A 12,730-nucleotide genomic window follows, 5' to 3' on the forward strand; every position below is an offset into this window, starting at 1 on the left:
TCGTCTCCCGTGCCGTCATCCGCCGTTCACGCACGTGTCGTGTTGCTCGCCGGTCCGTCCGGGTCGGGCAAGTCCACCCTCGCCGCCCACCTGGGGTGGCCGGTGCTGCGCCTGGACGACTTCTACCGCGAGGGCGACGACCCGCTGCTGCCGCGCGACGACGCCGGTCGGCCGGACTGGGACGCCGAACAGTCGTGGAACACCGAGGACGCGCTGCGCGCGGTGGTGGAACTGGCCACCACGGGGCGGGTCGAGGCCCCGGTGTACGTGCTGGGCGAGGACCGGCGGGTCGGGTGCCGGGTGGTGGAAGCGGCCGGCCCGTTCCTGGCCGAGGGCCTGTTCGCGGACCGCCTGGTGGCCGGGTGCCGGGAGGCGGGCGTCCTGCTGGACGCGATCGTGCTGTCCCCCAACGCCGTCGTGACGTTCGCGCGGCGCTTCGCCCGGGACGTCGCCGAAGCCCGCAAACCCGTCCCGCTGCTGGTGCGGCGCGGCCTGCGCCTGCTGCGCGGGCAACCGGCCCTGGTCCGGCACTGCGTGGCCGCCGGGATGCGCCGCCTGACACCGCGCGAAGCCCGCACCGAACTCGCCGCCCACCCCACCCCGACCACCACCCCCGCCGACCACTGACCCACGGCCACCGGACCGCCCGCTCGGCGACCGGTCCGGCAGCGACCGGGCGTGCCCCTGAGCGGGTGTCGCTGGCCAGGGCGGGCGTCGCCTCACGGGACGGTGTCTCCTCACGGGACGGGTGTCGCCGGCAGGAACGGGGTGTCAGTCGAGGCGGAAGCCGAAGGGGAGTTCCAGGCGGTGGCGGGCCAGGAGTCCGGTGTCGGCGAGGAGTTCGCGGGTCGGGCCGTCTGCCACCACCACGCCGCCGTCGACCAGCACGCTGCGCGGGCACAGCTGCAACGCGTACGGCAGGTCGTGGGTGACCATCAGCATCGTGCGCTCCAGGCCGAGCAGGACTTCGGCCAGTTCCCGACGGGCCACCGGTTCCAGGTTCGCCGACGGCTCGTCCAGCACCAGGATCTCCGGGTCGCACGCCAGCACCGTCGCCAGCGCCACCCGTCGCCGCTGGCCGCCGGACAGGTGCAGCGGCGAGCGGTCGGCGACCTCGGCCATGCCCACCGCGTCCAGCGCCCGCGCGACCCGGTCGTCCAGCTCCGCGCCGCGCAGGCCGAAGTTCGCCGGGCCGAACGCCACGTCCTGCCGGGCCGTGGGCAGGAAGAGCTGGTCGTCGGGGTCCTGGAAGACCACGCCGACCCGACGCCGGATCTCCCGCAGGTGCGCCTTCGCGACCGGCAGCCCGGCCACCTCGATCCGGCCCTGCCCGCCGCCGAGCACCCCGTTGAGGTGCAGCACGAGGGTGGTCTTGCCCGCGCCGTTCGGGCCGAGCAGCGCGACCCGTTCGCCGGGCTCCACCCGCAGGTCCACCCCGAACAGCGCCTGGTGGCCGTCCGGGTAGGCGAACGCCAGGCGTTCCACGAGCAGCGCCGGCGCGCCCGGCGTCACGCGCACCGGTTCCACCGCCGCACTCCCCCGCCCGTCCGGCAGCCGCCCGGTCCAGCCGCGCGACACCATGGCCAGGTGGACGCGCTCGCCGCGTTCGTAGGAGCGGATGAACAGGCTGCCGACGCCGCGCGCGGTCGCGCCCAGCTGCCACAGGAAGCGCGGGTCGTCGCCGCGCGAGATGCGGGCGACCCGCATCCGCTTCGCCTCGGCCACCACCACGTCGGCGTAGCGGAGCATGAGGGTGGCGATGGTCACCAGGACGCTCGGCAGGCGCAGCCGTTGCAGGCCGAGCAGCAGGTCCTGCGGTGCGGTGGTCGCGGCGAGGGTCAGCGAGACCAGGACGCCGAGCGTGCCCTTGGCGAGGATGTTCCAGCCGGCCAGCGCGCCCTCGACCGAGAGCGGGACGCCCAGGACGTCGGTGGTCGGACCGTGCCCGGTGAACGGCAGCACGAGCGCGAGGACCACGAACGGCAGCTCGATCACCGCGCGCGCGGCGAACCACGTCGGCGGGATCCGCGCGACGAACCACACCGCCGTGATCGCCAGCAGGTAGCCGCCGAACGCCCAGAACGCCTCGCGCGGCGTGGCCACCACGCACAGCACGGCGACCACCGCCGCGACGATCTTCACCTGCGGGGGCAGCCGGTGGACCGGTGAGTCCCCGGCCCGGTGCAGGACCCCCGAGCTCACTCCTTCGCGCTTCTCTTGCGCAGCAACCAGAACAGGCCGCCCGCCACGAGCAGGGTGACCACGACGCCGATCACGCCGGCGAGCCCGGTCAGCCGGTCGTCGCCGCCCACGGTGTAGTCGGCGAGCGGGCCGTTCGCCAGCGGGTGGTCCTCGGCGTGCTCGGCGATGCCGTGCTGCTCGGTGACGTGGTCGAGACCGTCCGGGTTGGAGTCGGCGAAGTAGGAGACCGCGCCCGCGAGCACCAGGCTCACCACCGCGAACCAGACGAAGAAGCGCTTCATCCCTTGAGCTCCAGCTTCTGCGGCGCGCCGCGCACCAGGTACACCAGGTCCGGCCGGGCCGCCGCGACCGCCGTCACGGTGGCCGCGGTGATCACCCCTTCGCCGATCCCGATCAGCACGTGCACCCCGAGGATCGCCGCCGCGACCGTCCCGAAGCCGACCCCGCCCGCGCCGCCGATGGCGTACTCGATGACGAAGCCGAACGAGGCTAGAACGGTGTTGACCAGCGCGGACAGGAAGGCGACCAGGGCGAGGCCGCCTTTGTTGCGCTTGGCGAGCGGCCGCAGCGCCACGGCCGTGAGGTAGCCCACGGCGGTGCCGATGAGAGCCATGTTGGTGACGTTCGCGCCGAGCGCGGTGATGCCGCCGTCGGCGAAGAACAGGGACTGCACCACCAGGACGATCGTCACGCAGAGCGCCCCGACCCACGGCCCGACCAGGATGGCGGCCAGCGCGCCCCCGAGCAGGTGCCCGCTCACGCCGGGCAGGACGGGGAAGTTCAGCATCTGGGTGGCGAACACGAACGCCGCCACCAGCCCGGCCATGGGCGCGGTGCGGTCGTCGAGGTCGCCCCGGGCCTTCACCAGCGCGATCCCGACACCGATGACGGCCACGGCCACGAAGGCCAGCGAGGTCGGCACGTTGAGCAGACCGTCGCTCATGTGCATGGCTACCGGTTCGGACACGGCCCACACGGTAATTGCCAACGACCCGCTGTGGCCAGCGCAGTGCAACAACGAAACCCCCGTGGAGCAGCGCACCGGGTCAACGGCGGCGGAACCAGCCAGTTCACGACCCGGGACCACGTCGCCGAACGCCGTCAGCCGGGAGAACGGCCCTGGCCCGCGACGCCCACGACCCGACCGCCCTCCTCGCCCGCCCACCGCCACCGGCCCACCGACCGGCCCCGCAGTACGCCGGGCGGACCGACGACCGCCACAAGCCGGCCCACAGTGCCCCGACGGACCGCCACCGGACGCCCAGCAGTGCACCGGGCGGAACGCCGACCGCCACAAGCCGGGCTTACAAGTGCCGCGACGGACCGCCACCGGACGCCCAGCGGTGCGCCGGGCGGACCGACGACCGCCACAGGCCGGCCCGCAGTGCCCCGGGCGGGCCGACGGGCCGATCCGGACGTGAAGGAGCCCGAGCGCCGGGGCGGACGACGGGGGCCGGGAGCACGGCGGGCCGGCGGGGTCGCCCAGGGGCTGGTGTGGCGGACGCGACCAGGTCCGGGTGGGACCCCCTATGATCTGCCTGCGATGACTCTTACCGACCTGCTGCCGCCCTCCCCCGACCCCGACCTCCTCTACGAGACCTTCGCCGAGTGGGCGCACGGACGGGGGCTCGAGCTCTACCCCGCGCAGCAGGAGGCGCTGATCGAGATCGTCTCCGGCTCGAACGTCATCCTCAGCACCCCCACCGGCTCGGGCAAGAGCCTGGTCGCCATCGGGGCGCACTTCGCCGCTCTCGCCGAGGGCCGGAAGACCTACTACACCGCGCCGATCAAGGCGCTGGTGTCGGAGAAGTTCTTCGCGCTGATCGACACCTTCGGCGCCGAGAACGTCGGCATGATGACCGGTGACGCCAGCGTCAACGAGTCGGCCCCGATCATCTGCTGCACCGCCGAGATCCTGGCCAACATCGCGCTGCGCGACGGCGCGGAGGCCGACGTCGGCCAGGTCGTGATGGACGAGTTCCACTTCTACTCCGAGCCCGACCGCGGCTGGGCGTGGCAGGTCCCGCTGATCGAGCTGCCCCGGGCCCAGTTCCTGCTGATGTCGGCCACCCTCGGCGACGTCTCGTTCTTCGAGAAGGACCTCACCCGCCGCACCGGCCGGCCGACCACCGTCGTCCGGTCCGCCGAGCGCCCGGTCCCGCTGAACTTCCAGTACGTCACCACCCCGCTGCACGAGACGATCGAGGAGCTCCTGCACGGCCGGGAAGCGCCGATCTACGTCGTGCACTTCACCCAGGCCTCGGCCCTCGAACGGGCCCAGTCGCTGATGAGCGTCAACGTCGCGACGCGCGCCGAGAAGGACGCCATCGCGGCGATGATCGGCCGGTTCCGGTTCACCTCCGGTTTCGGCAAGACGCTGTCCCGGCTGGTCCGGCACGGGATCGGCGTGCACCACGCGGGGATGCTGCCCAAGTACCGCCGGCTGGTCGAGCAGCTCGCGCAGGCCGGCCTGCTCAAGGTCATCTGCGGCACCGACACGCTCGGCGTGGGCATCAACGTGCCGATCCGCACGGTCGTGTTCACCGCGCTGTCCAAGTACGACGGCACCCGCACCCGGCACCTCAAGGCGCGCGAGTTCCACCAGATCGCGGGGCGCGCCGGCCGCGCCGGGTTCGACACCATGGGCACGGTCGTGGTGCAGGCCCCCGATCACGTGGTGGAGAACGAGAAGGCGCTGGCCAAGGCCGGGGACGACCCGAAGAAGCGCCGCAAGGTGGTGCGCAAGAAGGCCCCGGACGGGTTCGTGTCGTGGAGCGACCAGACCTTCGAGCGGCTCAAGAACGCCGAGCCGGAGCCGTTGACGTCGAGCTTCGCGGTCAGCCACGCCATGCTGCTCAACGTGGTCGGCCGGCCCGGTGACACCTTCGCCGCGATGCGCCACCTGCTGGAGGACAACCACGAGGACCGGCCCGCGCAGCGCCGGCACATCCTGCGCGCCATCTCGATGTACCGCGCGCTGCTCGCGGCGGGCATCGTGGAGCGGGACGGGCCGCACATCCGGCTGACCGTCGACCTCCAGGTCAACTTCGCGCTCAACCAGCCGCTGTCGCCGTTCGCGCTGGCCGCGATCGAGCTGCTCGACCGCGAGTCGCCGGCCTACCCGCTCGACGTCCTGTCCGTGCTGGAGTCCACTTTGGACGACCCGCGCCAGGTGCTGTCGGCGCAGGAGCACAAGGCGCGCGGCGAGGCGATCGGCGCGATGAAGTCCGAGGGCATCGAGTACGACCAGCGGATGGAGCTGCTGGAGGAGGTCACCTACGCGAAGCCGCTGGCCGAGCTGCTCGAAGCCGCGTTCACCACCTACCGGCGCGGGCACCCGTGGGTCGCCGACCACCACCTGTCGCCGAAGTCGGTGGTGCGCGACCTGTTCGAGCGGGCCATGACGTTCACCGAGTACGTCTCCTTCTACCAGCTCGCACGCTCCGAGGGCCTGGTGCTGCGCTACCTCGCCGACGCCTACAAAGCCTTGCGGCAGACCGTTCCCGAGGACGCCAAGACCGAGGAGCTCAACGACCTGCAGGAGTGGCTGGGCGAACTGGTCCGCCAGGTCGACTCCAGCCTGCTCGACGAGTGGGAGAAGCTGCGCAACCCCGGCGAGGAGGCGATCGTCGACGACGCGCCGCCCGCGGTCACCCGCAACCCGCGGGCGTTCCGGGTGCTGGTGCGCAACGCGCTGTTCCGCCGGGTCGAGCTGGCCGCCCGCCGCAACTACTACGAGCTGGGGCAGCTCGACGGCGACTCGGGTTTCACCGCGCAGGACTGGCAGGACGCGCTGGAGCCGTACTTCGAGGAGCACGACGAGATCGGGATCGGTCCGGACGCGCGCGGCCCGGCGCTGCTGGTGATCTCCGAGGAGGCCGACCGCTGGGTGGTGCGGCAGATCTTCGACGACCCGGCCAAGGACCACGACTGGGGGTTCATCGCCGAGGTCGACCTGGTCGCGTCGGACGAGAACGGCACGGCGGAGGTGCGGGTCACCGAAGCCGGCGCGCTGTGAATCTTCGGTCCATCCGGTGGTACTCCGGCCCGGAGCGGGGTACCAGCATGTCAACGTCGGGAGGGAGCGGAGGCTGTTGACCCTGTCGCAGGACGAGTTCGGCGTGCTCGGGCCGCTGGTGGTCCGCCGGGAGGGCAGGATCGTCCCGGTCACCGCCGCGAAGCACCGGATCGTCCTGGCGACGCTGCTGCTGGGCGCGAACCGCTCGGTGCCGGCGGGCGACCTGATCCGCCGGGTGTGGGGTGAGACGCCGCCGGACCGCGCCGCGCAGACCCTCCCGGTGTACGTGATGCGGCTGCGCCGGGCGCTGGGCGACCCGCAGCTGATCCACACCACGCCGACCGGCTACCGGATCGACCTGCCGCACGACGCGCTGGACCTGCACCGGTTCGACGCCCTGGCCGAGGAGGGCGCGGCGCGGGCGGCGGCCGACGACTTCGCCGGGGCGTGCGCGGTCTTCGAGCAGGCGCTGGGCCACTGGCGGGGTTCGCCGCTGGCGGACGTGCCGTCGGAGTCGCTGCACGAGACCGAGGCGTCGAACCTGGCCGAGCGCCGGCTGCGGGTGACCTCCGAGCTGATCGACGTGAAGCTGCGGCTGGGCCGCTGCGACGAGGTGATCGCCGACCTGCGCCGGCTGACCGCGCAGCACCCGTTGCGCGAGCAGTTCTGGTCGCAGCTGATGGTGGCGCTGTACCGGGCGGACCGGCAGGCCGACGCGCTGGACGCGTTCCGGCAGGCGAGCACGGCGCTGGCGCGCGAGCTGGGCGTGGACCCCAGCGACGGGCTGCGCGCGGTGCACCACGCGATCCTGACCGGGGACCCGGCGCTGCACCAGCCGGCCGCGAACTCGTGGGCCCCGGTGTCGCAGCTGCCCGCGCCGGTGGGCAACTTCGTCGGGCGCGGGGCGGAGTTGGCGCGGGTGACCGGGTTGCTGACCCGGGCGGCGGCGACGGTCGTGGTGTGCGGGCCGCCGGGGGTGGGCAAGACGGCGTTCGCCACGTCGGTGGGCCACGCGGTGCGCGACCGCTACCCCGACGGCCAGCTCTACGTGAACCTGCGCGGGCACTCGACCTCGCCGCCGCTGCCCACCTCGGCGGTGCTGGCCCGGTTCCTGCGGGCGATGGGCGTGCGCGCGGACCACATCCCGGTGGACGAGGACGACCTGGTGCGCGGCTACCGGGCCCGGCTGCGCGGCCGGAGGGTGCTGATCACGCTGGACAACGCCGCGTCGGTGGAGCAGGTGCTGCCGCTGCTGCCCGGCGAGCCGGGCTGCTCGGTGCTGATCACCAGCCGCAACGAGCTGCGCGACCCGTTGCGCGCCACGCTGGTCCGGCTGGACGTGCTGCGCGGCGACGAGGCGTGGAAGCTGCTGGCCCGGTCGCTGGGGCCGGAGGCGGCGATGGCGCAGTTCGACGCGATCGCCGAGCTGGCACGGCTGTGCGGGTACCTGCCGCTGGCGCTGCGGATCGCGCTGGGCAACCTGGTCGGTCTGCCGCACGCGGACATCGCGTCCTACGTGGACGAGCTGCGCGGCGGCGACCGGCTCTCCGCGCTGGCGGTGGACAACGACGACACGGCGGCGGTGCGGCGGGCGTTCGACCTGTCCTACGCGGCGCTGCGGCCGGCCGCGGCGCGGTTGTTCCGGCTGGTCGGGTTGGCGCCCGGCCCGGACCTCAGCGCGTTCGGCGCGGCGGCCCTGCTGGACGCGCCGGAGGCGGAGGCCCGCCGGCTGCTGGAGGAGCTGGCCTCGGCGCACCTGGTGCAGCGGGTGGGGGTGGACCGGTTCGCGGTGCACGACCTGCTGCACGACTACGCGGCGGACCGGGCGGCGGCGGCCGGCGAGGACGCGGGGTCGGCGCGGCGGCGGCTGTTCGAGTGGTACCTGCGCACCGCGGCCGACGTGGGCAACGTGCTCTACCCGGAGCTGCGCCCGCCGTCCGCGCCCCCGGTGGGCACGGCGCTGACCGCGGACGCGGCGCGGGCGTGGCTGACCGCGGAGCGGCCGAGCGTGCTGGCGGCGACCGAGCACTGCGCGTCGGAGGGGCCGCTGGAGCTGTCGTGGCAGTTGATCGACGCGGTCAGCGGGTACTTCGGCACGCACGGGCACCACGTGGAGTTCGTGCGGGCGATCAGCGCGGCGCTGGGCGCGGCCCGGCGGGCGGGCGACGCGGACGCCGAGACGTCGATGCTGGTGTGGTTGGCGGCCGAGCACCGCAACCTGGGCAACCTGCGCACCGCGCGGCGCTACCTGCGCGAGGCGTCGCCGTCGGGCCGGACGCTGTGGCTGCACGCGGGCCTGGACGGCGTGGTGAACCTGGAGCTGGGCGAGTTCGGGGCGGCGGCCGACGCGTTCTCCCGGATGATGGACCTGACCTCGGTGCTGCCGTCGATCCCGCACATCCGGGTGGGCGGCCTGGCCGGGCTGGGCGCGCTGGACCTGATGCGCGGCGACTACCCGAGCGCCAAGGCGCACCTGCGGGAGGGGCTGGAGCTGGCCCGTGCGGCGGAGGGCGTGAACATGGTCGCGACCTGCGCCGCGTTGCTGGGCCGCTGCCACACCGCGGAGGGCGACTACCCCCGGGCGGTGGCGCTGCTGCGGCAGGCGTTGGCGGACTGGTACCGGACGGGCGCGCGGCACGCCCGCGCGGACGCGATGGCGCACCTGGCGACCGCGCTGTGCCTGGGCGGCGAGCACCCGGAGGCGTTGCGCACCGCGCAGCGGTCGCTGGCGCTGGTGCAGGAGCTGGGCGGCAGCCCGCGCATCGAGTGCGAGGTGCACAACGCGCTCGGCCTGGTGCTGCGCCACCTGGGCAAGCCGGGCCGGGCGGTGGCCGCGCACCTGCGCGCGCTGGAGCTGGCCACGGCGTGCGACTACCGCTACGGGGCGGCCGTGGCGCACCTGCACCTGGTGAAGGCCATGGCGTCCGACGGCCGGCGCGCGGACGCCACCCGACACGCCCGCATCGGCCACGAACTGGCCACCCGCAGCGATTTCGGCGGGATCGCGGCACTGGCCGCCGGCCTGCTCGCCGAGCTGGACTGACCGCGAGCCGCGCTGAAGGCACAACACCGCCGCAGCGCCACCCCCGCCCGACGGCCGGGTCCGCGCGGTGACCTGCGGGGCCGGCGGGTGTGGCCAATCGAGAACACGTTGACCTTGCCGGCGCGGCGGCGGGAGCATGGGTGGTTCCGGTACTACGGCGACTCGGGGGCCTGAGCATGGATTCGGATCCGCACGGTGGTTCGGCGCGGATCCCCGCCGGGGTGCCCACGTCGGCGGCGGAGCTGGCGGACCGGTTGGCGGAACTGGCCCGGCTGGCGAACCGCTGGTCGGAGGCGGTGTCCGAGCTGCGCGAGCCGACCAGGCGGTGGGGCGGGGTCGCGGCGGCGGCCTCGGTGGCGTTGGCGGCCCGCCGGGCGGAGGAGGCGTTCCTCGAACTGGAGGTGACGCTGGGTGATGTCCGGGCCGCCCGGCGGTCATTGCCCTCGGCCGCCCCGAGGGGCGAGGATGACCGTCCAATGGTCTAATCGCCGACGCCGTCGACCCGCATTGGATGCCCATGACGTCTGGACTGCCGTGCCCGGTGTGCGAAGGGCCGGAACGCCGCGGGGCGCTGGAGCGCACGCTCCGGGTGCTCGCGGTGGACGACGAGGCACCGGCCCTGGACGACCTGGTCTACCTGCTCAGGTCCGACCCCCGGGTGGCGCACGTCGAGGGCGTCACGGACGCGACGAAGGCGCTGCGGACGTTGCACCGGGCGATGGACGCGGGCCAGTCGGTGGACGCGGTCTTCCTGGACATCCGGATGCCCGGCCTCGACGGGCTCGACCTGGCCCGGGTGCTGTCCCGGTTCGCCCAGCCGCCGCCGATCGTGTTCGTCACCGCCCACCAGGAGCCCGCGGTCGAGGCCTTCGAGCTCAAGGCGCTGGACTACCTGCTCAAGCCGGTCCGCCCGGAGCGGCTGGCCGAGTCGGTGCACCGGATCGTGCACGAGGTGCTGGACGCCAAGGGCACCGAGCCCGCCGCGCCCGCGCCCACCGACAAGGCACCCGACGTCGGTGACGAGGTCATCCCGGTCGAGCTGGGCGGGATCACCCGGTTCATCCGGCTCGCCGACATCCGGTACGTGGAGGCGCACGGCGACTACGCCCGCCTGCACACGGCCACCGGCAGCGGGCTGGTGCGGGCCGCGCTCAACGGCCTGGAGGAGCGCTGGCGGTCGGCCGGGTTCGTCCGCATCCACCGCAGCCACCTGGTGTCGCTGGGCCACATCGACGAGCTGCGCCTGGAGGACGGGCACCTGAGCGTGAACATCGGCGGCGCGGTGCTGCCGGTGAGCCGCCGGCACGCCCGGCACCTGCGCCAGTTGCTGGTGCGCCGCAACCGGCAGCCGTCGTGACCTCCCCGGAACGGCCGCCGGGGGCACAACGGCCGCCGACCCAGCGCGTGGTGGTGACCAGTCCCCGCACGCGCGCGCCCCGCGCGCCCCGGCCGTACCCGGCGTCGCGCGAGATCGACGAGCAGAGCGACCTGGGCGCGGTCTACATGCGGTCGCTGATCCGCACGCAGCGGCGGCTCGGGCTGCTGCTGTGCGCGGTGGTGTGCGGCAGCGTCGCCGGGCTGCCGCTGGTGTTCACGCTGGTGCCGTCGGTGGCCGCGCAACGGCTGTTCGGGCTGCCGCTGCCGTGGCTGCTGCTGGGCGGCCTGGTGTTCCCGGTGTTCGTCGCGGCGGGCTGGTTCTACGTCCGGCAGGCCGAGCGCGGCGAACGCGAGTTCGCCGAGCTGGTGGAGCGTTCGTGAGCAGTACCTACGGCATCATCGCGGTCCTGGTGGTCGCGGTCGGGACGGTGCTGGTGGGCACGTACGGGCTGCGGGTGTCGCGGACCACCTCGGACTTCTTCGTCGCGTCGCGGACCGTGTCGCCGTGGTGGAACGCCTCCGCGATCGGCGGCGAGTACCTGTCGGCGGCGTCGTTCGTCGGCATCGCCGGGCTGATCTTCGCGCACGGCCCGGACATGCTGTGGTTCCCGGTCGGCTACACGGCGGGCTACCTGGTGCTGTTGGCGCTGGTCGCGGCACCGTTGCGGCGCAGCGGCGCGTACACGCTGCCGGACTTCGCCGAAGCCCGGTTCGGGTCGGCGGCGGTGCGCGCGGTGGCGAGCGTGCTGGCGCTGGGCATCGGCTGGCTGTACCTGTTGCCGCAATTGCAGGGCGCGGGCCTGACCCTGCACACGCTGACCGGTGCGCCGGACTGGGTGGGCGCGCTGGTCGTGGCCGTGGTGGTGACCGCGAACGTCATCTCCGGCGGGATGCGCAGCATCACCTTCGTGCAGGCTTTCCAGTACTGGCTCAAGCTGACCGCGATCGCCGTGCCCGTGGTGTTCCTGGTGATGGCGTGGCACGCGCACGGCGCACGTGACCTCACCGGGCCGGAACTGCCCTCTTTCCCGCACGAGACAACGGTTTCCTTCGACAGCGACACGTCCGTGCACGTCGACGAGCCGGTGGTGTTCCGCGGCGCGGGCGCGGTCGACGGGCAGCGCGTGGACGGCGCGAAGGTGCTGGCCGAGGGCGACCACACCATCGCGGCCGGCTCCCGGCTGGTGTTCCCGGCGGGCGCGGCCGTGCCCCGCGTGTCGTCCATCCCGTTCAACACCAACGAGACGTGGGCGCTGCCGCTGCGCGGCGGCGAGCGCTTCCCGCTCTACGCGGTGTACTCGCTGATCATCGCGACCTTCCTGGGCACCATGGGGCTGCCGCACGTGATCGTCCGCTTCTACACCAACCCGAACGGTCGCGCGGCCCGCCGCACCACGCTGATCGTGCTGGGGCTGCTCGGGGTCTTCTACCTGATGCCGCCGATCTACGGCGCGCTCGGCCGGCTGTACACGCCGGAGCTGCTGATGACCGGCGACACCGACGCGGTGGTGCTGGTGCTGCCCAGCCGGATGGTGGACGGCCTCGGCGGGCAGCTCCTGGGCGCGCTGGTGGCCGGTGGGGCGTTCGCCGCGTTCCTGTCGACGTCGTCGGGTCTGATGGTGTCGTTGGCGGGCGTGCTCAGCCGGGACGTGCTGCGGCTGCGCAGCGTCCGCGCGTTCCGGCTCTCGACCGTGCTCGCCGTGCTGGTGCCGCTGGGGATGACGTTGCTGGTCGGCAAGGTGCCGGTGGCGGACATGGTGGGGCTGGCGTTCGCGGTCGCGGCGTCGTCGCTGTGCCCGCTGCTGGTGCTGGGGATCTGGAGCACCCGGGTCAGCACGGTCGGCGCGGTCGCCGGGATGCTGGCGGGCGGCGTGCCCGCGCTGGTGGCCGGTCTGGTGACGATCAGCGCGGGCGGCGGCAACGTGTTCCTCGCCCGGCCGGCCGCGTGGACCGTGCCGCTGGGGTTCGTCGTGATGTACGTGGTGTCACTGATGACGCCGCGCAAGGTGCCGCCGGGGGTGAACCACGTCATGGTGCGCTTGCACGCGCCGGAGAACCTGGGTCTGCGCAGTCAGGACCGGCTGTGACGG

General features: G+C 73.6%; 10 protein-coding genes and 1 pseudogene. 7 read left to right on the forward strand and 4 right to left on the reverse strand.

The genetic code is table 11. The annotated features are described in order from the left end of the window. Positions 1-39: 39 nt before the first annotated feature. On the forward strand, positions 40-627 hold the full coding sequence (locus BN6_RS30630) for a uridine kinase family protein (RefSeq protein WP_231904797.1): 588 nt from the start codon (positions 40-42) through the stop codon (positions 625-627). 144 nt (positions 628-771) lie between these two features. On the opposite strand, the gene BN6_RS49230 is transcribed toward BN6_RS30630, so the two are convergent. The 4 genes and pseudogenes from BN6_RS49230 to BN6_RS30645 form a co-directional block, all read right to left on the reverse strand. Then, entirely contained in the window at positions 772-1,527 is a 756-nt protein-coding gene (locus tag BN6_RS49230; protein ID WP_408005344.1) for an energy-coupling factor ABC transporter ATP-binding protein, read from the reverse strand. Positions 1,528-1,569: 42 nt separating this feature from the next. Further along, positions 1,570-2,202, reverse strand: a pseudogene (cbiQ, locus tag BN6_RS49235) (cobalt ECF transporter T component CbiQ); the annotation flags it as partial. Next, entirely contained in the window at positions 2,199-2,483 is a 285-nt protein-coding gene (locus BN6_RS30640) for a PDGLE domain-containing protein (RefSeq protein ID WP_015103718.1), read from the reverse strand. The pseudogene cbiQ and the gene BN6_RS30640, both read right to left, overlap by 4 nt. After that, complete coding sequence (locus BN6_RS30645; protein WP_015103719.1) at positions 2,480-3,169, reverse strand: energy-coupling factor ABC transporter permease; 690 nt, start codon at positions 3,167-3,169, stop codon at positions 2,480-2,482. Before BN6_RS30645 ends, BN6_RS30640 begins: the two co-directional genes overlap by 4 nt. Before the next feature lie 576 nt (positions 3,170-3,745). Here BN6_RS30645 and BN6_RS30650 point away from each other — a divergent pair. The 6 genes from BN6_RS30650 to BN6_RS30675 all read left to right on the forward strand — a co-directional run bounded on the left by BN6_RS30650 (position 3,746) and on the right by BN6_RS30675 (position 12,727). Beyond that, positions 3,746-6,220 carry a DEAD/DEAH box helicase gene (locus BN6_RS30650; protein ID WP_015103720.1) on the forward strand — a complete coding sequence of 825 codons (2,475 nt, stop codon included), beginning with the start codon at positions 3,746-3,748 and terminating at the stop codon, positions 6,218-6,220. Between the two features lie 76 nt (positions 6,221-6,296). After that, on the forward strand, positions 6,297-9,263 hold the full coding sequence (locus tag BN6_RS30655) for an AfsR/SARP family transcriptional regulator (protein WP_015103721.1): 2,967 nt from the start codon (positions 6,297-6,299) through the stop codon (positions 9,261-9,263). 176 nt (positions 9,264-9,439) lie between these two features. Then, entirely contained in the window at positions 9,440-9,748 is a 309-nt protein-coding gene (locus BN6_RS30660) for a hypothetical protein (RefSeq protein WP_051075800.1), read from the forward strand. 32 nt (positions 9,749-9,780) lie between these two features. Further along, positions 9,781-10,620 carry a LytR/AlgR family response regulator transcription factor gene (locus tag BN6_RS30665; RefSeq protein ID WP_197540212.1) on the forward strand — a complete coding sequence of 280 codons (840 nt, stop codon included), beginning with the start codon at positions 9,781-9,783 and terminating at the stop codon, positions 10,618-10,620. A gap of 53 nt (positions 10,621-10,673) precedes the next feature. Beyond that, the gene (locus BN6_RS30670) at positions 10,674-11,021 is read left to right on the forward strand and encodes a DUF485 domain-containing protein (RefSeq protein ID WP_231904798.1); all 348 of its coding nucleotides are present in this window, start codon (positions 10,674-10,676) and stop codon (positions 11,019-11,021) included. Then, a complete protein-coding gene (locus BN6_RS30675; protein ID WP_015103725.1) occupies positions 11,018-12,727 on the forward strand; it encodes a sodium/solute symporter in 1,710 nt (569 codons plus the stop codon). Before BN6_RS30670 ends, BN6_RS30675 begins: the two co-directional genes overlap by 4 nt. Positions 12,728-12,730 lie beyond the last annotated feature (3 nt).

Origin of the sequence: Saccharothrix espanaensis DSM 44229, assembly GCF_000328705.1 — a bacterium.
GTDB lineage: Bacteria > Actinomycetota > Actinomycetes > Mycobacteriales > Pseudonocardiaceae > Actinosynnema > Actinosynnema espanaense.